Source organism: Haloarcula sp. KBTZ06, from assembly GCF_048595605.1.
Lineage (GTDB): Archaea > Halobacteriota > Halobacteria > Halobacteriales > Haloarculaceae > Haloarcula > Haloarcula hispanica.
On the sequence record NZ_CP184337.1, the window covers coordinates 2,462,914 to 2,484,906 of the forward strand.

Genomic DNA, 21,993 nt, shown 5'->3' on the forward strand with positions numbered 1-21,993 from the left:
AGGTCACCCGAACTTGCCGGTGATGTAGTCCTCGACGCGCTGGCTCTCGGGGTTCTCGAAGATCTTGTCCGTGTCGTCGTACTCCACGAGTTCGCCGCCAGTGAGGAACACGGCGGTCTGGTCGGAGATGCGGGCCGCCTGCTGCATGTTGTGGGTGACGATGACGACCGTGTAGTCCTTCGACAGCTCCTCGACGAGGTCCTCGATTTTCGACGTGGCGATTGGGTCGAGCGCCGACGCCGGCTCGTCCATCAGGATGACCTCGGGGTCGACGGCCAGACAGCGGGCGATACAGAGCCGCTGTTGCTGGCCGCCCGAGAGGCCGAGGGCGTTGTCGTCGAGGCGGTCACTGACCTCGTCCCACAGGGCGGCCTGCTTCAGCGAGCGTTCGACGAGTTCACCCTCCTTTTCGGTGTCGTCACGCCCGAACAGGCGCGCGAGCAGGCCCTTGTTGATCTCGCCGTGCTTGCGCGGGCCGTAGGAGATGTTCTCCCGGATGGATTTCGGGAACGGGTTCGGCGACTGGAACACCATCCCGATACGTTTGCGGAGTTCGACGAGGTTGGCGTTGGGGTCGTAGATTTCGGTGCCCTCCAGTTCGACCGAACCATCAATGCGGGCGGCCTTGATGCGGTCGTTCATGCGGTTCAGACATCGTAGATACGTCGACTTGCCACAGCCTGACGGGCCGATGAGTGCCGTGACGCTGTTTTCCGGGATCTCCATCGAGACGTCTTTCAGCGCGTGGTCGTCGCCGTACCAGACGTCGAGGTTCTCGACCGAGAGCTTCGTATCGCCGTCGAACTCGTACTGCCGCCACTCCTCGCGGACCTGCTCCTCGCTCTCACCGGCCGTCGTTTCGGTGCTCGGCGAGGTGGCTGTGACCGTCTGCTCGCCGTTCGTTTGCGTGTCCGTGCTCGGCTCCGTGTTGATGCTATCACTCATAGTTGAGTTTCCTCCGGAAGTACGTCCGCGCCGTGATACCGACCGCGTAGAACGTCAGGACGACCATCAGCAGGATGAACGCGGTCGCCCATCCCATCTGTGGCGACCCCGACACCCCGGCCGCGATGACGGCCCACACCTGCGTCGGCAGTGACGCCGAGGCCGTCAGCAGGGCGTCGTTGGCGATGAACGGCGGCCCCGAGACGAAGCGGAAGCCGTCGATGACGTCGACACTTTCTGTCGCGTTCAGCGTCGACCCCAGTACGAGAATGAGCGGGGCGGTCTCGCCGGCGATGCGGCCGACGCCGAGGATGACGCCCGTGATGACGCCGGGCATCGCCGCCGGCAGGACGACGCTCTTGATCGTTTCCCACTGGGTCACACCCAGGGCCGCGCTGGCGTCCCGGTACTCGTCGGGGACGGATTTGATGGCTTCACGCGAGGTGATGAGCACCAGCGGCAGGAGCATGAACCCGAGCACCAGCATTCCGGCCAGCAGCGACTCGTCGCCACCCAGCCGCGGAATCAGGAACGCCGCCCCGAACAGACCGAAGACGATACTCGGCGTGCTCCAGAGCGCGTTCGTCGCGATTTCGACGACCGCAGTGAACTCGCCCTGCTCGGCGTACTCGGTGAGGAACACCGCCGCACCGACTCCCAGCGGGACGGCGAACAGCGTCGCCCCGACGACCAGCCACACCGTGCCGACGATTGCGGGCATGATCCCGCCGGGTTCGGCCCCAAGCGGGATGTAGGCCTCCATCACCATCGGCCACGAGAGGCTCCCCTCGTTCGAGACAGCGACGCCGAGCACGGTGAACGAGACGCCGGTAGCGGCGACGTGGAGACCCACTAGGGCGGTAAAGCCGGCCGCGCCGATGAGGCCGAGTCGCGTCTCCTCGGTGAGCAACCGGCGGGTGATCGTCTCCTCGCTGGACCGCTTTGCGACAGTCGTGAGCGTCGCCAGTACGAGCGAGGCGACGGCGGCCCCGAACGCGACCGCGGGCACGAGGTTCACCGGGCCGACCCGCGGATTGATGCCGGCGACGGGCTGGAGCAACAGCGCGGCAAGCAACAGTCCGAGCCCGCCGAAGACCCCCAGCGTGAACAGCGGGGCCTCGCGCTGTGCGCTGTCCGCCAGCGTCGGTCCGTCGCTCGTGAGCACGCCGACGAGCGGGGAGACGGCGAGGCCGCCCGCGGCGACTGCTCCGGCGACGACAGCAGCGAATCCGAGCGTCTCACCGAGGGAGAGACCGAACGGAGCCGGGCCGAGAACCAGGAAGAAGCCGATGAGTACGACGAGCGCGAGGATCGCAGTCGGGACGGCTTGTCGAATCGAACCGGCACGTTCGGACTGCGTCCCGACGTTTCGGAGCGAGCCGAACGACCGGAAGAAGGTGACTGCGAGCAGCACCGCTGGTGCGAGCAGCAGTAGCGGTCCGACCGTCGTGTCGGGGGTCACCGCGAGTGCCGTATCGAGCGGCTGTCCCTGTCGGTTGACCTGGACGATATAGGCGTAGGAGTAGCGCAGCGGGGACCCGGTGACGAGTACACTCACGAACGTTGCGGCGAGCGCGCCGACTGCCGCCAGCGGGAGGACCCGGAACAGCTGTCGAGCGCCGTCGTTCCAGTCACTCGTTCCCGCGGGTGTGCGAGCGAACTGGACGGCGGCGAGGAGGGCTGGCGTCAGGAGGACCAGGGCGGTCAGCGCACCGACCGAAAGTCCGTGGACGGCGTAGCCGACGCCCTTGAGCGTCACGAACACGACGATTGTCGCCATCACGGCCACCATCAGGAAGGCGTTGAGGTTGATGACGAGGAAGGCTCCGTACTCGCGGCCCCGAGCGCCGAACCCGGCCCGGCACTTGGCGGCCGACCAGGCTGACAGGAGCGTCCCGACGAGGAGGAACACGGGGATGACCGCGCCGCCGGTGAAGCCACCGGAGAGCGTCTGGGGGTTCCACTGCCAGCCGACGCCGATGGTGCCGGTTACGATTGTCAGCCCGAGCGCGCCGACCACGATGGCTGTCGGGAGCGTCGAACCGAGGTCCTCGCGGGGGAGAATCGCCAGCAGGAACAGCCCGACGCCGGCGACGACGGCCCCGACGAGCCACAGGAGTGAGCCGGCACCAGCAAGCGCACCGCCGGCGGCGGCTCCCATAGCAAGGCCGATTGCGCCGAGCGCACTGCCGGAGAGCAGCCCAGCACTCATGTTTGGCTCCGTGTCCACGAGTTCAAGCCGGGAGGAGACACCAGCGGCAGTGATCGCCAGCGCTTCGGCCAGCAACACGGTTCCAAGCAGCGTCGCCATCGTCACGGGAAGGACCGCGGCAAGCGCGGTCAGCGCAAGCGTCGAAACGACGAGGCCCAGCCCGATGCCGCGCACTCGCTGTGAGGTGACCGGGACGACGTTGGTGTAGGAGGCGAGGCCGGTGATCCCGACCGCGCCGACGACGACAGCAAGTAGCGTCCCGAGCGCCGTGGTGAGGGCACTGCCACTGGCACCGGGCGGGACCAGATTCACCAGCGTGATGAGTCCGAGCGTGAAGCCGACGACGCTCAGCGCGATCGCCGTATCGAGCCCCCGGTCGTAGCTGTTCGAATCCGCACTGACGAGTCGGTCCGTGGTCGCGTAGGCGTCACTCATTGTTGCCCCTTCAGTTTCCGCTGCATACGTCGCTCAATGTACTGCGAGACGATGCTCATCCCGGCGACGATGACGAACAGCATGACGCCGGCGACGAACAGCACGTCGACAGTGCTTTCGGAGGCGCTCCCGTACTGGGTCGCGATCAGGCTGGTCAGCGTCGCGTTGGCGTCGAACACGTCGAACAGCGGGTCGGCGAACTGGGTCCCCGAGGCCATGATCGCGGCGACGGCCATCGTCTCCCCGATGGCCCGGCCCAGGCCGAGGATGACGGCCGCGGAGATGCCCGAGAACGCCGCCGGGATAGAGATGCTCTTCATCGTCTGCCACTCGGTCGCGCCCATGGCGACGGAGCCGTCGCCCATCGACTGTGGGACGCTAGAGAGGGCGTCCTCGCCGACGGAGACGACCGTCGGCAGCGCCATCACGCCCACGACGATGCCAGCGATGAGGAAGCTCGCCCCGTCGTCGAGGAAGTTCGTCTGGATGAAGCCGTTCAGCACCTGGAAGCCGATGAACCCGTAGACGATGGAGGGGATGCCGGCCAGGATCTCGACGCCGGGCTTGATTATCTCCCGCAGGCGGTCGCTGGCGACCTCGGCGATAAACAGTGCGCCGAACAGGCCGAGCGGCCCCGCCACCGCGCCTGCGATGACGGTGACGACCACCGTCGCCCAGATCATCGGTATCAGCGAGTAAGCCCCGCTGAGCGGGTTCCAGAACGTCGAATCCGACGGCAGGACGGTTTCGAGCCAGAAGAACCAGCGGGCCTCCCCGCCCTGCTCCGGAATCAGTAGCAGTCCGGTCCCGTGTTCGAGAAACGCCGGCAGCGCGCTCGCGAACAGGAAGAACGTGATGAACGCGACGGTCAGCACGGTGAGGATCGTCGCGACCAGCGTGAGCAGGCGTGCAACCTCGGCCTGATAGGTGACCCAGCCGACCGCCGTGACGAACACGAACGCCAGTAGCATGGGCAACGCAAGAGCGGGCCGAAACAGGAAGACGAGAATCGTCGCCACCAGCGTCGTCGCTATCGTGACGACGGCGAGCGTCGACCCGTCAGCTCTGTCCCCGTTCGACACCGCCTCGCCCTCCGTCGTAGGTATGTCCTCTGTCATAGTATGGAAAATCGACCGACACGGCCGATAATCGTCAGATCGACTCGAACCGCGGTCGATTACACCTGATCGGGGAGCTTGGCGCGCTCTTCCTCGCGGCGGCGCGAGCCGAGCTTGAAGTAGTTGTTCGGCGCGACGAAGGTGTCCTGACCGAAGTCAGATAGGATCATGTTGATGACCGCGGCCTCTTTCTTCGAGGTGCCTTCCCATGTGTACATGTGGAGGTCGCGCGAGAGGGGGTAGGCCTTCGAGTCTAGGCCGTTCTGGTCGTCCTGGTAGCTGTAGGTCGTCCCTTCCCATTCCAGCGCGATGGGGGCCAGCCCGTCGGTGTCGATGAACGCCAGCGCGAGGTAGCTGATAGCGTTGTCGGCCTGTGCGATGGCCTGGGCGAGGCGCTGGTTCTGGCCGTAGCGGTTGGCAACAGAGGTGTCTTCTTCGGGGTTGCCGAAGACGTTGGAGACGAACGACGTTCGCGTCCCGGAGCCCTTGACGCGGCCGAGCACCTGAATCTCGCGGTCCGGGCCGCCGAGTTCGCTCCAGTTGGTGATTTCGCCCTTGTAGAGGCCCTTGAGTTGATCACCGGTGACCTGTTCGACACCGGCGTCGGCGATCTCCTGGGAGACGACCAGCGGCTGGCCGTCCACGCCGACGACGTGGTCGACGAACTGTTCGTAGGAGTCACGGTCGGGGAGTTCGTCCTCGACGTTCCCGGAAGAGTTGCCGATGTCGTTCTGGCCGTTCATGACCTTCTCGACGCCGGTCCCGGAGTGGGAAAGACCGACCGTGAACTGGAACGGCGGGCCGTCCTCGCCGCCGGCCTCGAACCCGTAGAGCCCCGCCCAGTAGTCGGCGAGATTCTGGTCCGTGTCGATGTCGTACTCGCCGTGGGGCCAGTACTCGGTGTCGCTGGCCGGCCGGTTGGCGTTCCAGTAAGAGGCCGCCGTGTTCGCGATGGGGTACACCGTCGAGGAGCCGCCGGATTCGAGTGCGCTGGTACCGCCGGAGCTACCGCCCTCGTCGGTGCTTTCGGTCGCTTCCATCTCCGTCGACACCGCTTCGGTGTCCGCACTCTCGCCGGCGCCCCCGTCCGACTCGGAGTCGCCGCTGCCGCTGGAACAGCCGGCGATTGCAGCAATGCTGGTCGCACCCGTCGTTGCGATGAATTTCCGCCGCGATACGAACTCTGACAGCCCGTCTGGATCGTGCGCCATCACCAGAGTCCAGTGAGACAGGTAATAAGTAACCTGCTAAGATAGCTATATCTATTGGATTATTACTATATAGACATAGTATGTTAAACACCCGCAAATAGGCGGGCATATATCAGCAATCACGTCGCCATTGTGCCTTCAGCATCCCGAATACACCGTATATGAACGAGCGGTGAATATAGCTTTTTCAGCCGTTTGAATCACCGTTACCGGCGAATATCGTCGCCGGAGCGACGGTCATCCGGAGAATATGTCCCCAAATATTAGAGCTTGGATATAGTATATAGATATGAGTGGATTTATATCATCCCGTGAACGAGTGCCAGCCACATGGAGACACGCAAGGTCCAGGTGACAGGCGGGTCGACATACACCGTCTCCCTCCCCAAAGAGTGGGCGACAGAAAACGACGTGAGCGCGGGCAGCGTCGTCGAATTCCACGCCGAACGGGACCTGCTGTTGCTCGCTCCACAGCGGGACAACGGCCGCGTGGAGGGCACGCTTGACGTGGAGGGACTCGAAAACAGGCACGAACTCACGCGGGCGGTGATGACGATGTACGTCAGCGGCTTCGACATCATCCAGCTCGAAGCAACGCGGATAACGGCCGAACAGCGTCGGATCATCCGCGATGCGACCCAGGGACTGGTCGGTTTAGAGATGATCGAAGAGACGACTGACCGGGTTGTCCTGCAGGACCTGCTGGACTCCTCGGAGCTGTCGGTCCACAACGCGATCACACGAATGCGGCTGGTCTCGCTGACGATGCTCTCCGACGCTGTCGAGGCGCTCATCGAGGACGACGACGACCTCGCGGCGGACGTGATGCAACGCGACGACGACGTGGACCGCCTCTGGTACATGGTTTCGCGCGTGTTTCGCACCGTCCTCCGAAACCCGACGACAGCTGACGAGATCGGGTTCCCACGCGAGACCGTGTTCGATTTCCAGTCAAGCGCCCGTCAACTGGAGCGTATCGCCGACCACGCAACCAAGATCGCCAGCCTCTCCCAGGAAATCGGGGAAATAACTGGGGAAACCGCAGAACTGCTCGATCAGCTGGAAGCCGAGGCTATCGCCGTCCCCGAGACCGCGATGGACGCACTGTTGACCGAGGACTCCGACGAGGCCGTCGAACTGGCAAACGAGGCCCGGAGCCAGATCCCCGACGTCGACGGAACCGCTCGCGAAGTCGACGGGCAGATCCGCGAGTTCGACCCACAGAGCGCACAGGTACTGGGCCTCATCGTCGACTCCCTGTCCCGGACCGCCGACTACGGCGGCAACATCGCCGAGAGCGCGCTCCAGAAGGCCGCACCACGACCGCAGTCCTGAGGGTCGTCATTACAGGGAACGACGGACAGCCGTTCTGTGATCTCAGCGTGTCGAAACCAGACAGTGACGGCGGTGCCGCCTGATCGTATCGAGGCACGCGAGGATGTCGGCGAGCGCCGGACACGTCGCCGAACAGTCGCCGTAGAGATACCGGACGAGACTGGTCCCGTCGATGCCCGAGATGGCAGCGGCCGACCGGCTGTGTAGCTGTCGCTGGCGGGCCGCTGCCGCCGTCTCGCAGTCGGCTTCGATTTCGGCGAGCTGGTCATCGATAGTGTCGAGTCGGGCTGGGTCGGTCGTTCGCCGTGCGTTCGCACCGAGTGCGGCCCCGCGGCGTTCACAGTCGTCGAGCGTCGCCCGCACCGACTGTAACGACTCCCGTTCGCGTTCGAGCGCCGGGAGCAACGTCTCGCGTTCGTCGCGTGCCCCCTCGCTCGCGGTCAGCAGCGCCTCGTACAATTGCGGGGGCAGGCGTGTTCCTGTCGCGATCTGCGTGCCGAGTTCCGGCCCGAACTCCATCGACATATTCGCCTCCAGCGAATCGTCGTACTCGGCCTCGAAGTGCGGTACAGCCATGACTGTCTCTCGGTAAGCTTCCTGGACGGCACGCAGACTCGTATCGGGTTTCAGCTGCCGGGCACTGAGCACCGACATCCCCCCGGCTGAGGTGTCGACGGTGCCTGCGGATTGTCCCGTCGGTTCGATGGACACGAGTCTGGTCCGAAAGCGCCTGAAGGCCGACAGTTCAGCCTCGATACAGTCGATCTCCCGCTGAACGACGGCGAGCGCCTGCTCGATCTGTGGCTGGCTCGTCTCAGTGTCAGACACGGAGTACTCGACCGAACCGTCAGCTGTCGTCGTATAGGTATTTTATATGTTCGCTATATAGTCGACAGTACCGCTACCGCTGAACGGCCAACGGGTAGTCCGGGACAGGCTCAGCAGGCCGCGCGACCACTCTTGTTCCAGTGGTTTCGGGAATAGCAGGACGCGAGGAGATCATACCGGGCACCCATGCTGTCAGATCGTCCGTTCGCGTCGTCGTCAACGGATGCACTTTTGCCACACGGGCAAGTACGGCTCAACGGTGGCGATGACGAGATGTTACCCCCGCTGAGCCCCTTGTGACGATGGACTTTTCCTGAGCCACCATTTCGACTCCAAACAGCGGCTAAAACGGTGCAGCAGGACCTTCGTCGGTGTCTCCGTCGGCAGTCGCACTGTCCGACATTGTCTCTCCGCCAGCGTTCTCGCGCTCCAGCTGCCCCTCCCAGCCGTTCAGCCCGGGTTCGAAGCTTACCACGTCGCCATCGAACCCTTCGTACGATGCGATGAGTCGGGCGGCCTGCACGCTTGACTTTCCTTTCGGACACACTGTCACGACTTCGTCGTCGCCTTCGAACCGTTCGACCTCGTCGACGAGCGACGGGAACGGGACGTTCTCGCTTCCGGGAATATGGCCCCGCTCGAACGCGCCGGGCGAGCGGATATCGACTACCCGGACCGCCTCCTCGTCGAGTTTCGACCGCAGCTCGTCGGTGTCGATTTCGCCGTCCATATCCAGCCGCTAGCGGGCGATACCTAAACCTTCACCGGCTACAGCAAGCCATCGGCCTGTGCCAGCAGGATACCTTCGATGGTCGCGTCGTTAGCCGGTTCGCGCCGGGCGACCTGCAACGCTTCGTCGATGGGCACAGTCGTCACCGAGAGGAACTCGTTGTCGTCGAGGTTCCGGTCGACGGGTTCGAGCCCCTCGGCGAAGACGATGCCACGGCGATGGCGGAGCACGCCGGTCGAACACGAGAACTCTTCGATAAGTGAAACGCCGGCGGCCTCGAAGCCGGTCTCCTCGCGGAGTTCGCGCGCACCGGCGGCCGTGTAGGACTCGTCGTCCTCGACGATGCCAGCCGGGAGTTCGAGGCACTGCTCGCGGATGGTCGGGCGGTACTGGTCGACCATGACGAGTTCGTCACCAGTCGTGGCAACCACGACGGCCGCATCCGGCAGTTCGGCCCAGTAGTAGTCCTTCTCGGAGCCGTCGGGCTGGCGAACCCGGTCGTAACCGCCGGTGTACCAGCCGGTCTCGTACTCGCGTTCGCTCTCAACGATTGGCCACTCGTGGGCCGGTTCGCGGGTCATACGTCTTGTCGGACCGCGATGTGGTAAAACGTGCCGTTGTGCCTGACGACGACGCCGTCGTCGGTCACGGCCCCGTCGTACTGCTGGCTGAGTGCGTCGCGTTCGTCAAAGGGCGAGTGAGTGAACGCGCCCTTGAATCCGAGCGGCCCGCGCCAGTACGGTTCGGACTGCCCGGCGGCCGACGGGGAGGCGTCGGAAAGCGCCGCGCTCGTGTACGGGAAGCGCCGCTCGGATTGGGTACTCCAGTTGATCGCCGTGCCGTTGTCGACGCTGTACTCACCGTCGGTCGGCGTGGCGACAGTGTAGTAGGGATCCCCGCTCTTGAGGAGGCCCGGCAGCGCACCCAGCGCCAGTAGCAGGATGACGACGGCGATGATGCCGAGTAGGGTGTTCCGCGTGACCGGGCGCATCAGACGACCTCGCGGTAGATGCGGCCGAAAGCCTGGCGACGGAGCGTCCCGACGGCGGCCCGGCGTTCGTCCTGAAACGTCGCCGCGACGGCCTGCTCTGTGAACGGTGCGGCGTGCCAGACGACGTTGTCGACGTTCTCCGCGCCGACCAGCGTCACCTCGCAATCGGTGTCCGCGCGCCACTCCTCGAACTCCGTCATCGAACCGACCTGGACAGCGAGCGATTCCGCGAACAGCACGTCGCGGGCGGTCTCGACGACCTCGCTGGTGACACGTTCTTCGTAGGCCTCCGCGTCGAGGCCCATCGCCTTCGCGACTTCCTTGACGACGACCTGCGCCGTCGGCCCGAACGCTTCGTAGCGCTCGCGGGCCTCGGCTGCCGATGCCGGCGCGAACTGCCCTGCAGTTTCCATACGTCCCCTTGCCGCCGGCGGGACTATTCGGTTTCGTCTCCGGACTCGGTCGCATCCGCAGCATCGGCGTCCGAACCGTCGTCCGCCGTACCGCCGTCGTCGCTGTCGCGCAACATCTCCCGCGTCAGATCCCGCGCCTCGGCCAGCACTTCGCTGTCGTGGTCGCTCAGCGCGTTCGACCCCCGGTGGCGGTCCGCGCCCTGGGGGAGGTCACCGTGTCCGTGCCCGTGCTCGTGGCTGTGCCCGTCGCCGCTGCGGTCGACGGTGTCCTCGAATACCTGCGGGAACTCGGTCTCCTCGGCGTACTCGACGACCTCGGTGGACAGTTCGTCTTCGCCGAGTTGGCCCCAGTCAGGGACGCGCTCGTCGAGCCACGCCTCGTGGTCGTCGCCGCCGGTCATCGCCGTGAACGCGAGGTGGTTCGCCAGATGCACGTCGTCGGCTTGCGGGTCGTCACACACTGGACAGGCGTATCCCATCGGTGTCCGAACCGTGGATTCGGAGCCGTATATGTAGTCGGGGTCTCGGAGCGGTCGTCGTTTCAGACCGGCGTTCCCGCTCTTCGCCGGGACTGCACTGAGGAGACACAACAGCGGAGTAAGACAGAACGCCTACAGCAGACGGACCATCACGAGCGCGTCCTCGCCGTTGCTGTAGTAGTTCGGGATAGTCTTCCGGTGTTCGAACCCGAAGCGCCGGTAGAGCCGTCGCGCTCCCTCGTTGTCGGCTCGGACTTCCAGTTTTATCGACCCGGCACCCGTCTCGCCGATGACCTCCATCGCATGCCGCAACAGTGCGCTCGCAACGCCCTGTCGCCGGTACGCCGGCCGAACCGCGATGTCTTTGACATGACCAAGCGGGGTACCGTGGTTCGGCACCGTATCCGCGATGACATAGCCTGCGACAGCGGGCGGGTCGCCGTCGTCGTTGCCGGTTTCGGCGACGAGAAACCCCGCTTCGCCGAGATAGCTCTCCAGTGCAGAAAACGGCCATGGCTGTGGAAATGACGCCTGCTCGATACGGTGGATCTCGATGAGATCCGCGCGGACGGCGCGCCGAACCGCTGGCGTATCCGGCGTCTCCGGCCCGTCAGGAGCGACCGTTGTCACATGTGTACTTCGGTGTGGCCCTACATATGTGTTACCGCCGACCGAAGATACCCTGGTATCTGACTGCTTGTCGATAGGTGCTGATAGTTCATGCATCGATAGGGCCGAGACAGAGTTAGAACGCCGGAAGGTTCTTTAATCTGACGAGTCTACGTGTAGTTGCACCCGTTTTGGGTGCCACCACCCCCACCCCCACCCCTCTTTCCGAACTTTTCCATCGCTGCCGAGTTGTACTAGATGTAGGTTCTGTCAGAGTCGACTGCACACGCCGGGGAAGCGACAGCAGTCACAGAAGGGCACGATGGGTCTGGCACTGTCGCGAGGCAGACTTCGTATATCGCCGTTGACCTAGGACAGACGTGGCACTAGGCCCGATTTCACTGCCGGAAAAGCCGCGGTCGGGGAGCAACGCACTGTCTCACGGCGCTTCGCGCCGTTCGCACAAACCGAGCGTCTTCGCTGTTCCGGCTTCACCGCTCACAAAAAACCGCGGTCGCAAGGCGACCGCGCTACGCTCGGAATCGCTCTGCTCGCGGGACCTGCGGTCCCGCTCCCAATACGAGGTTTCTGCGAAACCTCGCGTGTCTCACGGCGCGACGCGCCGTTCGACCCGTAAGAGACTCCTCACTATGTTCGGAGTCTCTCTAGTCGTCTGCAGGTGCAGCGCCGCCTTCGTCGTGCTGCTGTTTCGTGTGCGAGAGCTTGCCACCGGCGGCGAGGATCTCGCGTTCGCGCTCGGAGGCATCGAGCTGGCCGGTCGCTTCCCAGTCGTCGTTCACGCGGATGGTGAACTCCTCCTGACCGGAGCGGACGGCTTCGGCAGCGTCGTCGACGACCTCGATGTCGTCGCCTTCCTCGATCTTCTCGTAGGTCTCCTCGTCGATGGTGAGCGGGACGATACCGAAGTTGAACAGGTTCGCCTTGTGGATGCGGGCGAAGCTCTGTGCGAGGACGGTCTCGATACCCAGGTACATCGGGCACAGGGCCGCGTGTTCGCGCGAGGAGCCCTGGCCGTAGTTCTCGCCGGCGACGAGCACGCCGCCGTCGGCTTCGAGTGCGCGCTCCGCGAACGTGTCGTCGACGCGCGAGAGCGTGAACTCGGAGAGCTTCGGGACGTTCGACCGGTACATCAGGATGTCCTGCGTGGCCGGGATGATGTGATCCGTCGTGATGTTGTCCTCCATCTTGAGGAGGGCTTCACCGCCGACTTCGGTCTCCAGCGGGTCCTTCAGCGGCACGTCGCCGATGTTCGGGCCCTTGATGAGTTCGTCGTCGACGGCTTGGTCGGGCGCGATGAGATCCGATTCGGAGTTGCCGATGTACTGGTCGGGCATCTCCAGACCGGGGGCCTCGAGGTCGCCGAGTTCGTCGGCGAGGTCCCGCGGGTCGACGATTTCGCCCTTGATGGCCGCCGCGGTGGCGACTTCCGGCGAGCAGAGGTAGACGTTGTCGTCCTCGATACCGGAGCGACCCTCGAAGTTGCGGTTGAAGGTCCGCAGGGAGACGGAGTCGGAGGCCGGGACGTGACCGATGCCGATACAGGCACCACACGTCGCCTCGGAGAAGTTGACGCCAGCGGCCATCATCTCCGCGGTCCAGCCCTCGCGGGCCAGCATCTCGGAGGCCTGCTTGGAGCCGGGGGCGACGATCATCTCGGTCTTCTTGTCGATGTTGCGCCCTTCCAGCATCTTCGCGGCCGGGAGGATGTCCTCGTAAGCGCCGTTCGTACAGGAGCCGATCATGACCTGCTCGACGTCGACGCCCTCGACCTCGGAGACGGGCACGACGTTGTCGGGCATGGACGGCTCGGCGATGAGCGGTTCGAGGTCCGAGAGGTCGACGACGATCTCGTCGGCGTACTCGGCGTCCTCGTCGGGGCCGATGTCCTCGAAGACGTCCTCACGGCCGAGGCGTTCGAGGTAGTCCTTGGTCTGGTCGTCCGTCGGGAAGATCGAGGACGTCGCACCGAGTTCGGTCCCCATGTTGGTGATGGTGGTCCGCTCGGGGACGGTCAGCGTCTCGACGCCGGGGCCGGTGTATTCGAGCACCTTGCCGACGCCGCCCTTGACCGACAGTCGGCGGAGCAGCTCCAAGATGACGTCCTTGGCGGTGGCCCATTCGGGCAGCTCGCCTTCGAGGCGGACGTTGACGACTTCCGGCATCTCGATGTAGTACGCGCCGCCACCCATCGCGACGGCGACGTCGAGCCCACCGGATCCGATGGCGAGTTCGCCGAGACCGCCGGGGGTCGGCGTGTGGGAGTCGGACCCGAGCATCGTCTTGCCGGGTGCGGCGAAGTTCTCCTTGTGGACGTTGTGGCAGATACCGTTGCCGGGGCGCGAGAAGTGGGCCCCGAACGTGCCTGCCGCAGAGCGGAGGAAGCGGTGGTCGTCGGTGTTCTTGAAGTCGAACTGGTAGGTCTGGTGGTCACAGTACTGGGCGGCCAGTTCCGTCTGGACCTCTTCGAGGCCCAGCGCTTCGAACTGCAGCCAGACGAGCGTCCCGGTCGTGTCCTGTGTCAGCACCTGATCGATCTCGATACCGATCTCTTCTCCGGGTGTTAGCTCCCCTTCGACGAGATGGTCGTCGAGAATTTTTTCCGTAAGCGTCTGTCCCATAACGTGCGTCAATGGATGGCGCGGCGGTATAAATCCCGCGTATTCCGTCGTATTTTTCATATAAAAACCCGCTCCGTCCGTCGCTCAGAAGCGAGTCAACCGACCGGAACGGCGGTCGGCCAGATCGGCAGGTCTTTCCACGACACTCGCACAGAATCGCGTATGTTCAAAAGCGGGCGGTTCGTCGCCGATTCCCTCGGCGACCTGAGAGAATCACAGGTACAACCGAACGGCGTCGACCTCACGCTCGGTGCGATCTACGAGCAGAGCGAGCCGGGACGCATCGAACGCGGCGGCAAGACCGTCGGCGACCGTCGGGAACTCGAACCCAGCGACGGGATCTATCAGCTCGACCGCGGCGGCTACATCGTCGAGTACGCCGACCGGGTCGTCATTCCGGATGGACACATCGGCTTTCTCCTCCCGCGGTCGTCGTTGCTCCGTAATTCGTGTATGCTCGATACGGCCGTCTGGGACGCCGGCTACGAGGGGCGAGGTGAGGGGTTACTGGAGGTCCACCATCCCATAGAACTCGAACAGGGCGCGCGGATCGCACAGCTCGTTCTCGCCGACGCCGCTCACGAGGGGACGTACGAGGGGTCGTATCAGGGTGAGAATCTCTGATGCGTGATCGCGGTCCGAAACACGTCTCATAGCCTGAGACATGGTAGGCCATGCTGTGAATTTAAGTGGATTTCCTGAGTGCTATCGATTGGTGCTTGAAGCAACTATACCTCGGTCCATACTGCCGTCAGCCTTCAGTACCCGGAAATTACACAAGCACCGTTTTCAGGTACGACAACTGTCTGACCGGGGTTTATCACCGTTGCTGCGTGACAGTGAGACATGATAGTAGAATTTCACATCGATGCCCCCCTCTTGCAGCGAACAGCTGAAACGCTGAGTAAAGCAGCGATACGGATACAGCGACTTCACTGCGAGAGTGGCGACTGCCGTGCCGTCGCCTGGATTGGCCCCGTCGAGCGGCCCGCCATCGAAGCGAATCTGGCCCAGGACGAGAGTATCACCGACTATGCCCACGTAGCGGCAGAAGGAGATGGTCACTGGTACACCCTGCATACAACTGACACGATAATCGATACGATCGGAGAAGCGTTGTTGAACGCGGACGGGTTCCTGCTCGGTGCCGCACAGACCGGCGACGACTGGGTGTTTCGAGCCCGGTTCCCCGAGAAGAGTTCGGTGCTGTCGTTCCGTGACGTGCTCGTGTCCAGTGATATCAACATCGACATTCAGACCATCACCGACGACACGGAAGCCTCTCCCCAGTTCGGCGTGACGGATCCACAGCAAGAAGTGCTGTTGCTCGCGCTCAATCGTGGCTACTTCACCGTCCCGCGAGAATCGTCCCTCTCGGACCTCGCCGCGGAGCTCGGGATCTCCAGTCAGGCCGCCTCGGAGCGGCTCCGTCGCGGGACGCGAACGCTGGTGCAGAACACGTTGGCGGCCCCTGAACGGCCGCTTGTCGGCTCACCGCCCGAGTAACCCACGGACGGCTTCCGGTTGGTGGAAAGCGAAGATGGTGGACGCCGGCCCTCTGTGAGCAGCCGGTCTGGGGGCGACATATTGCCGAATAGCCGCGTTCTGTGTTGTCTGGGCTGACAGTGTGCGGATACGGGCCGTCTGATGCGTCATCGGCCCACCGGTTATTTCAGACAGTGAAATAGCTCGTCCGCTGTTATAAGAGAAGGGAGCGTACACTGGAGTATGAGCTCGAACGAGGGGACCGTGTATATGCTGCGGAACCGGGCCACGGAGGGGTCCGACGACTGGGTCAGCCCCGAACCCGCAGGTGATGTTATTGCCGATGCGGTGATCGAAGCGACAGATCTAGATGCGGACGATATTGACGGGCTGGATACGTACGTCGACATCGGGTCACTCCGTGCGGTCGTCACAGAGAGGACGACGGAGTCGCTGACGTTCGCCGTCGAAGGACACGACGTGACGATTACCGCTGACGGAGAGATTTCCGTCGACAGTTGAGTCGGTGCTATGTCCAAATGACATAAGACGATGGCCCGAGAGCCCCAGATATGACCCGCGTGGCACTCATCGCACACGACGACGAGAAGCCCGAGATGATCGACCTGGCTCAGAGCTATGAATCGACACTCGCGGAGTTCGACCTCGTCGGGACCGGCACGACGAGCAAGCGCATCATGGCCGAGACCGACCTCACAGTCGAGCGAAAGGAGAGCGGACCGATGGGGGGCGACACGCAGATCGGCGCTGAGGTCGCCGAGGGCCGGATGGACGGCATCGTCTTCCTCCGGGACCCGCTGACGGCACAGCCCCACGAGCCGGACATCTCGGCGCTCCTGCGTATCTGTGACGTCCACGACGTACCGCTGGCGACGACGCGAGCCTCAGCGGAGTACATCCTCGAAGGGCTGGTTCGGGACGAAGCCGACGACTAGCCCGCCGGGAACGGGAGACGACCGTCTGCGGTCCGTTTACAGCGGGAGCAAGGCGAAAGCCCACCCCTTCAGGGGTGTGGATGAAGCCGACAACCCGGCAGCTTCGCCTGTAGCCTCACTCCGCGTGCGTCGGTCGTTCGGCGTACTCGATGGGGTCCCGTTCGCCGATACGCTGGAAGGCTTCCAGCCGGAAGGCGCAGGCGTCGCACGTCCCGCAGGCCGGTTCGTCGTCCCGGTAGCAACTCCAGGTGTCCTCGTAGGGAACGCCGAGTTCGACGCCGCGCTCGGCGATGTCGGTCTTGGACCACTCGACGAAGGGCGCGACGAGGTCGATGTCGGTGTCGGGTTTCGTGCCGGCGTCGATGACGCCCTGAAAGGCGTCGAAGAAGGCGGGCCGGCAGTCCGGATACCCCGAGAAATCCTCGCTGTGTGCGCCGATGAAGACGGCCCCGCAGTCGTTGGCCTCGGCGTAGGAGACCGCCATCGATAGCAGGTTGGCGTTCCGGAACGGAACGTACGAGGTCGGAATCTCGTCGCTGTCGGTGTCAGCGTCCGCCACGTCCATCGAGTCGTCGGTCAGCGACGACGCGCCGATTTGCGTGAGGTGGCCGGTCTCGACGTGGAGGAAGTCCGCCGCGTCGACGTGGTCGGCCAGCGCGCTGGCGCAGTCGTACTCCCGGTCCTCGGTGTTCTGCCCGTAGCTGGTGTGCAGCAGGTACAGGTGGTCGTAGCCGCGGGTCTGTGCTTCGTAGGCCGCCGTGGCGCTGTCCATGCCGCCGGAGGCGAGCACGACAGCGCGGGTGTCGTCGGTCATCGTTGTACGTGGTGTCGCAAGCAGTTACGTTCCCGGTTCGTCGTTCCAGAGGTCGACGTGGAGTCGCGGTGTGTACCGGTAGCCGTACTCCAGCGCGAGGTCCGCAACGGTCTCCCGTGTCGCTTCGAGTTGGTCACGCGTCTGGCCCTCCGGCATCAGTAACACGTCGTCGTCACACACGCGGGCAGACGTAGCGTCTCGGAGTCGCTCGACGAGGCACTCGATTTCGGCCATGTCCTCGCGGCCCGTGACGACGAACTTGAGTTGCGTGTCGTAGGTTTCGACGAGTTCGGCCAGCGTCGGCACGTCGAGCCGGCGCTCCTCGTGGCGGTCCGCCCACTCGCCGTCGCCGTCGGGGTCGCGGTCGGCCGTCGGCGTACTGGAGGCCAGTTTCGGGCTGATGCTGGCGAGGTCGATAGGGGCGTCGGGGACGACGGTCCCGTTGGTCTCGACCGTCGTGTGGTAGCCCCGGTCGGCCAGCCGCTCTAGCAAGTCCGCACTCGAATCGTGGATGAGCGGTTCGCCACCGGTGAGGACGACGTGGTCGGCGTCGTACTCCTCGATAGCGGCGAGCACGTCGTCGACGGTGAACCAGTCGTGGGTCGGCTCCCAGGAGGTGTGATAGGAGTCACAGAACCAACAGCGCAGATTACAGCCGCTGGTCCGGACGAACACGCTCGGGACGCCCGCCAGTCGGCCCTCGCCCTGAAGCGACTGGAACAGTTCGTTGATGGGGAGGTCGCCCGTCTCCGCGTCGGCGTCGGTCCCCTCGATATCGGCCCCGGGCGCGTCGTTTGCGACCGGCATCAGCGGGTACAGAGTTCGCTGGTCTCCCGGACGGAGACGGCCACGTCCGACACCGTCTCCGGGAGGCGGTCGGCGAGGCGCTGTTCCAGTATCGCGGCCATGACTTCGGCTGTCGGCGGGTGGTCAAGCACGACCACGGCGTCGCCGTCGCCGCTGGCGTCGAAGGCCTCAACCAGTGGGTCGCCGGCCTCCAATAGGAAGCGGTGGTCCCACTCGTCGACCACGTCCGTGACCTCGCCCTTGTCGACGACCCACCCCTCGTCGGTGAGTTCGCCGGTGACGCGGACAGTTATCTCGTAGTTGTGTCCGTGTGGGCGCGAACATTTCCCGTCGTGGTGTCGCAGTCGATGGCCCGCAGAGATCCGGATCGGCCGGTCACCGCCGACGACGAGTTCGCGTTCGCCCGCGTCGGCGAGCGTGTCCTCGGCCTTCGATAGTCGCTGAGACATACCACGGTATTATCATTCGGTGTCTTAACTCTCACGGGAGCTGGCCCACCAATGTCTCGATACTACGGAGCCAACAGTAGTTTGATGACCGGTATCAGCAGTCGTCGACGGCCGCAAGTCGTCGGTTCATCGCTCGTAGATACTCGGCGGCAGCATCGGGATGGTCGTTATCTAGCGCGGTGTTCACTTGCTCGCAGCCGTGCAACAACCGCGACCGCAGATCACACTCCGGCAGTTTGTTCCGGCTGACCGTCTCAGCCGTCGCAACTGTCTGTCGGGCCGTATCGAACTCCGCCGCGATAATCGCTGTTTCACCCTCTTCAGCGAGTTGTGTCAGCACCGCATGGACGTCGCTGGGCAGGTCTCTGGGCACATCCGCGGTTAGTTATGCACAGTCATAACGCTCGTGTTAGTTGTACAGCGATGGGCGGCGGCCCGTATCGCGAACGACTATCGGCAGCGGACATCGGCGTAAGGGATAGGTCGCTGCAGCCCACAGAGTCGGGTGTGACACGACGTGCCGTCGAACGGGAGTTCGAACGTTACCTCTCGCAGTTCGTCGACGAGACGTACGCGGCCTTCGACGTGGCAGCCGTGCTACGCGGGTCAAACGGGAGCGGAAGCCGCGTTGCGGGCAAACTGCTGAACAACAGCCGCCCGCTGGAGCGCCACGTCGTCCGGCCGAAACTCCAGTCCTACCAGCAACAGATACTCGCCCAACTGGAGCCCGTACTGGATTACGCCGCCACTGACGCGGCGTTCGATACCTATGCTGACGAAGTGCTGGCCCGTGATATCTACTGGAACGCACTTCGAGACACCGTCCATGGCGACCGCCGGGACCGGATTCGAGAGAGCCTGCTGGCCCGCCAGCAGTCGTTCGGGGACGACCTCGCACCGCTTGTCGCCGCCGACAGCGACGACTTCTGGACGGCTGTCACCGACGCATATGATCAGGACAGGGCGACGGACATCGTCCAGACCCATTTCGAGTTCTCCGTCCCACTGCGGGAGAATCAGAACGCCTTCGCCTTCGAACTCACCATCGACCCCGGTGAGGTGCTGGGCGGTCTGGCACGAGCCCTCCCTACGCTCGACGTCGAGTTCACCGACGAGGCGTTGCGGTCGATGCGACGGGCTGAACAGCAGGTCATTCCGTCGGCGAAGGCTGACGTAGAACAGGCCTACGAGTCATAGACCGGCTCCGCCGCTGGGTGTCGCCTTGCATCGCGCTCGCTACTGACTGGTGTTCCTCAGAGGAATAGTCCGAAAGTGGACACGACGGCCGTCTTGGCACATGGACGGCCGTTGTGTCAGGTATTGGTGTTGGTGTTGACTGACGACGGCAGGGATGGTTTACTCACGTCGACTCGGCCTCGGACTCCGCGAGACCGATAAGCATGGGAGCTTGGCAGCGAACGCCGGTGACGGCGTTCACATACGGCTACAGTACGTAGACCAATCAACCTGCCATCGATTTCCAGGTACCCATATGGTAAATAACCTACGAAATATGTTACTTCTATACTGAGTAAATCATTATATCCAATCGTCAGCGACCAGAGAACCGGAACACTGGAGGAGGCGAAAATGCTAGAAATCTGGTAGTTCTTTCGCACAGGTGGCGGGAGTCGAACGCGGCAGTGAAGTGACTGGCGTCGCGTCAGTCGTCGAAGGGCCAGTCACCTGTAATCCGCATCCCTTCGGCGAGGTTCTGGGCTTCGAGCGCATCGGCTATCTCTGCGGGGTCTTTGTGAGCAGATCGCACTGAGTCGTCTGCAAGTGTCACGGCGAGTTCGGTCAGGAGGACGGCCTGCTCGCGGAACGTCCGGGGCTCCAGTTTGTCCAGCGTATCGGCGTGGGTGTGGCCCCAGCCACGCCCCTCACCGCCGGTTTCGCTGGTCACATGATAGCCGGGGACGCCCCGGCGTACGAACGGCCAGTGGTCGCTGTGGGGGCCTTGCTCCGGCGTGAGCGAGATTGGGTGATCGAAGCGGTCGGCCACGTCCTCGGCGGCGGCCGCGAGTGCGTCGAAGCCGTGGGTGTAACACTTCAGCGTGCGGCCCTGGACGACGCCGTCGAAGTTGAGCACGGCCGTCACGTCGTCGGGAGCAGTTTCGTCGGCGAGGCGGTTCGACCCCACGAGGCCGACCTCCTCGGCACCGAAGGCGACGAACTCCACGCGTGTCTCCAGTTCGTCTTCGCGGCCGGCCAGCGCGCGGGCGGCCTCGACGACCATCGCCGTTCCGGCCCCGTTGTCCATCGCCCCCTCCGCGATGTCGTGAGCGTCGACGTGGCTGGTCACCAACAGTCGTTCGTCGGTGTCCGGTCCCAGTTCGGCGTGGACGTTCTGGCTCGTCGCGTCGGGCGTCCCGCAGTCGACGCTGACAGTGATATCGTCGCCCGCGTAGCGACGCGACAGTCGCGCGCCCGTCTCGCTGGCGACGCCGATAGCCGGAATCTCGCCGATAGGTGCGTCTGCTGTCCCGACGCTTCCGGTCGGCGGCAGGACGCCCTCGACGTGGTTGCGGTAAACGAATCCGACTGCGCCGGCCTCGACGGCGTGATAGTACTTCTCCCGTCGGTGGATGTACCGGTCGTACCAGTCGGGCACGTCGGAGCGGGCCAGCACTACTTTGCCCTCGCAGTCGGCGTCTTCGAACTCCTCCGGGAGGCCGTGCCCAACGTCGACCAGTTCGCCGGTCACCTCGCCGGCCGGCGACCGCGGCAGGGCGATACACTCGTGGGCCTGTGTTGCGACCGGTGACCCGTCAACGTGGACGGCGCTGTCGCCCCGTTCCCAGCCCTGGATTGCGAACTCCGAGAGCCGAGCGTCGCGGGCGTACGCCGCCAGCGCGTCCCGAGTCGCTTCTGCGGCCGCCCGTTCGCCGTCGCTGCCTGCCATCCGGTTCCCGATGTCGACCAGCGTCTCCAAGTGATCCCAGCCGGCCGTGCTGGTGAACGTCTCGCCGATCCAGTCAGTGTCGTCCATACGTCCCGGTGGGGCCGTGCCGGGTTTGAAATTAGGGGTCGTCGGGCGGCCGACGAAGCAATTACGAAGGGGCGAGCGGGCCGTACCGGCTGGCGAACCCGTATCCCAGAACTGCGACTGCAGTGATTGCGAGTCCGAAGAAGAGCAGCGAGAAAAGGAGGTCGAGCGGCGTGACGGCTATGACCGGCCGGTCCAACAGGCGGTAGAACGCCGAAAGGAGCCCGCTACCGAGGACACTCGCGGCGAGAAACCCGCCGAAACTGGCGAGACCGACGGCGGAGGCGGCGGCGGTGCAGTACCGCTGGGACAGGTCGCGCCGCCTGGCGTCGGCGTACACCAGCGCGGTGACGGACGGCGACACGAACAGGGCGACAACAACCGGGAGGAAGGTCATATCTGGGAGATGGCTGGAGAGGATACATAAAATCGGCTCCCGATAGCTGGCCGGTCAGCGGTCCGGTGCGCCGTTGTCCGGGGCACGGCATCGATGACAGCGCCGTCGCGGACGTGCCGGCGGCCATGGAAGCCGAAACCGGCTGCACCGA

24 protein-coding genes are annotated in these 21,993 nt (G+C 64.3%); 6 read left to right on the forward strand and 18 right to left on the reverse strand.

Annotation, left to right across the window (positions count from 1 at the left end; all coding sequences use genetic code 11):
- Nucleotides 1-3: 3 nt before the first annotated feature.
- From pstB to ACNO8S_RS12835, 4 genes are read right to left on the reverse strand one after another with little or no spacing between them, the layout of a single operon-like run.
- Nucleotides 4-945 carry a phosphate ABC transporter ATP-binding protein PstB gene (gene pstB / locus ACNO8S_RS12820; RefSeq protein WP_014041299.1) on the reverse strand — a complete coding sequence of 314 codons (942 nt, stop codon included), beginning with the start codon at nt 943-945 and terminating at the stop codon, nt 4-6.
- Nucleotides 938-3,592 (reverse strand): phosphate ABC transporter permease PstA, encoded by a 2,655-nt coding sequence (gene pstA / locus ACNO8S_RS12825; protein WP_420182038.1) that lies wholly within the window; start codon nt 3,590-3,592, stop codon nt 938-940. The genes pstB and pstA overlap by 8 nt, the downstream gene beginning before the upstream one ends.
- The gene (gene pstC, locus ACNO8S_RS12830; protein WP_050037077.1) at nt 3,589-4,710 is read right to left on the reverse strand and encodes a phosphate ABC transporter permease subunit PstC; all 1,122 of its coding nucleotides are present in this window, start codon (nt 4,708-4,710) and stop codon (nt 3,589-3,591) included. Before pstC ends, pstA begins: the two co-directional genes overlap by 4 nt.
- 59 nt (nt 4,711-4,769) lie before the next feature.
- Entirely contained in the window at nt 4,770-5,921 is a 1,152-nt protein-coding gene (locus ACNO8S_RS12835; RefSeq protein WP_014041302.1) for a substrate-binding domain-containing protein, read from the reverse strand.
- 330 nt (nt 5,922-6,251) lie between these two features.
- Here ACNO8S_RS12835 and ACNO8S_RS12840 point away from each other — a divergent pair, with 330 nt between their 5' ends.
- A complete protein-coding gene (locus tag ACNO8S_RS12840) occupies nt 6,252-7,256 on the forward strand; it encodes a phosphate uptake regulator PhoU (protein ID WP_014041303.1) in 1,005 nt (334 codons plus the stop codon).
- 42 nt (nt 7,257-7,298) lie between these two features.
- On the opposite strand, the gene ACNO8S_RS12845 is transcribed toward ACNO8S_RS12840, so the two are convergent.
- The 8 genes from ACNO8S_RS12845 to ACNO8S_RS12880 all read right to left on the reverse strand — a co-directional run bounded on the left by ACNO8S_RS12845 (nt 7,299) and on the right by ACNO8S_RS12880 (nt 13,945).
- On the reverse strand, nt 7,299-8,084 hold the full coding sequence (locus ACNO8S_RS12845) for a DUF7260 family protein (protein WP_064288714.1): 786 nt from the start codon (nt 8,082-8,084) through the stop codon (nt 7,299-7,301).
- Between the two features lie 343 nt (nt 8,085-8,427).
- A complete protein-coding gene (locus ACNO8S_RS12850) occupies nt 8,428-8,814 on the reverse strand; it encodes a rhodanese-like domain-containing protein (RefSeq protein ID WP_420182039.1) in 387 nt (128 codons plus the stop codon).
- Nucleotides 8,815-8,852: 38 nt separating this feature from the next.
- Entirely contained in the window at nt 8,853-9,395 is a 543-nt protein-coding gene (locus ACNO8S_RS12855) for an NUDIX hydrolase (protein ID WP_064288711.1), read from the reverse strand.
- Nucleotides 9,392-9,805: a hypothetical protein gene (locus ACNO8S_RS12860; RefSeq protein WP_050007258.1), complete on the reverse strand. Its 414-nt coding sequence runs from the start codon at nt 9,803-9,805 to the stop codon at nt 9,392-9,394. The genes ACNO8S_RS12855 and ACNO8S_RS12860 overlap by 4 nt, the downstream gene beginning before the upstream one ends.
- A complete protein-coding gene (locus ACNO8S_RS12865; RefSeq protein ID WP_014041308.1) occupies nt 9,805-10,218 on the reverse strand; it encodes a DUF5809 family protein in 414 nt (137 codons plus the stop codon). Before ACNO8S_RS12865 ends, ACNO8S_RS12860 begins: the two co-directional genes overlap by 1 nt.
- A gap of 23 nt (nt 10,219-10,241) precedes the next feature.
- Complete coding sequence (locus ACNO8S_RS12870; protein ID WP_420182040.1) at nt 10,242-10,697, reverse strand: DUF5810 domain-containing protein; 456 nt, start codon at nt 10,695-10,697, stop codon at nt 10,242-10,244.
- 132 nt (nt 10,698-10,829) lie between these two features.
- Nucleotides 10,830-11,327: a ribosomal protein S18-alanine N-acetyltransferase gene (gene rimI, locus ACNO8S_RS12875; protein WP_420182041.1), complete on the reverse strand. Its 498-nt coding sequence runs from the start codon at nt 11,325-11,327 to the stop codon at nt 10,830-10,832.
- Between the two features lie 644 nt (nt 11,328-11,971).
- Nucleotides 11,972-13,945 carry an aconitate hydratase gene (locus ACNO8S_RS12880; RefSeq protein WP_014041311.1) on the reverse strand — a complete coding sequence of 658 codons (1,974 nt, stop codon included), beginning with the start codon at nt 13,943-13,945 and terminating at the stop codon, nt 11,972-11,974.
- 162 nt (nt 13,946-14,107) lie between these two features.
- Between ACNO8S_RS12880 and ACNO8S_RS12885 the strand changes: the two genes are divergently transcribed.
- The 4 genes from ACNO8S_RS12885 to ACNO8S_RS12900 all read left to right on the forward strand — a co-directional run bounded on the left by ACNO8S_RS12885 (nt 14,108) and on the right by ACNO8S_RS12900 (nt 16,386).
- Nucleotides 14,108-14,569: a deoxyuridine 5'-triphosphate nucleotidohydrolase gene (locus tag ACNO8S_RS12885; protein WP_014041312.1), complete on the forward strand. Its 462-nt coding sequence runs from the start codon at nt 14,108-14,110 to the stop codon at nt 14,567-14,569.
- A gap of 222 nt (nt 14,570-14,791) precedes the next feature.
- Nucleotides 14,792-15,451, forward strand: a complete 660-nt coding sequence (locus tag ACNO8S_RS12890) for a helix-turn-helix domain-containing protein (protein WP_005537411.1) — start codon at nt 14,792-14,794, stop codon at nt 15,449-15,451.
- Between the two features lie 222 nt (nt 15,452-15,673).
- Entirely contained in the window at nt 15,674-15,952 is a 279-nt protein-coding gene (locus ACNO8S_RS12895) for a HalOD1 output domain-containing protein (protein WP_420182042.1), read from the forward strand.
- A gap of 50 nt (nt 15,953-16,002) precedes the next feature.
- Nucleotides 16,003-16,386 (forward strand): methylglyoxal synthase, encoded by a 384-nt coding sequence (locus ACNO8S_RS12900; RefSeq protein ID WP_008307882.1) that lies wholly within the window; start codon nt 16,003-16,005, stop codon nt 16,384-16,386.
- 115 nt (nt 16,387-16,501) lie between these two features.
- On the opposite strand, the gene queC is transcribed toward ACNO8S_RS12900, so the two are convergent.
- The 4 genes from queC to ACNO8S_RS12920 all read right to left on the reverse strand — a co-directional run bounded on the left by queC (nt 16,502) and on the right by ACNO8S_RS12920 (nt 18,829).
- Nucleotides 16,502-17,200, reverse strand: a complete 699-nt coding sequence (gene queC / locus ACNO8S_RS12905; RefSeq protein ID WP_336329302.1) for a 7-cyano-7-deazaguanine synthase QueC — start codon at nt 17,198-17,200, stop codon at nt 16,502-16,504.
- 24 nt (nt 17,201-17,224) lie between these two features.
- Entirely contained in the window at nt 17,225-18,007 is a 783-nt protein-coding gene (locus tag ACNO8S_RS12910; RefSeq protein WP_420182043.1) for a 7-carboxy-7-deazaguanine synthase QueE, read from the reverse strand.
- Nucleotides 18,007-18,456 carry a 6-pyruvoyl trahydropterin synthase family protein gene (locus ACNO8S_RS12915; protein WP_420182044.1) on the reverse strand — a complete coding sequence of 150 codons (450 nt, stop codon included), beginning with the start codon at nt 18,454-18,456 and terminating at the stop codon, nt 18,007-18,009. The genes ACNO8S_RS12910 and ACNO8S_RS12915 overlap by 1 nt, the downstream gene beginning before the upstream one ends.
- Before the next feature lie 94 nt (nt 18,457-18,550).
- Nucleotides 18,551-18,829: a hypothetical protein gene (locus ACNO8S_RS12920; RefSeq protein ID WP_014041318.1), complete on the reverse strand. Its 279-nt coding sequence runs from the start codon at nt 18,827-18,829 to the stop codon at nt 18,551-18,553.
- A gap of 134 nt (nt 18,830-18,963) precedes the next feature.
- On the opposite strand from ACNO8S_RS12920, the gene ACNO8S_RS12925 reads away from it, so the two are divergent.
- On the forward strand, nt 18,964-19,653 hold the full coding sequence (locus ACNO8S_RS12925; RefSeq protein WP_050038248.1) for a hypothetical protein: 690 nt from the start codon (nt 18,964-18,966) through the stop codon (nt 19,651-19,653).
- A gap of 466 nt (nt 19,654-20,119) precedes the next feature.
- Here the strand turns inward: ACNO8S_RS12925 and ACNO8S_RS12930 are convergent, their stop codons facing one another.
- A complete protein-coding gene (locus ACNO8S_RS12930; RefSeq protein ID WP_420182045.1) occupies nt 20,120-21,448 on the reverse strand; it encodes a M28 family peptidase in 1,329 nt (442 codons plus the stop codon).
- Nucleotides 21,449-21,509: 61 nt separating this feature from the next.
- The gene (locus ACNO8S_RS12935) at nt 21,510-21,842 is read right to left on the reverse strand and encodes a hypothetical protein (RefSeq protein WP_014041321.1); all 333 of its coding nucleotides are present in this window, start codon (nt 21,840-21,842) and stop codon (nt 21,510-21,512) included.
- Nucleotides 21,843-21,993: the final 151 nt, after the last annotated feature.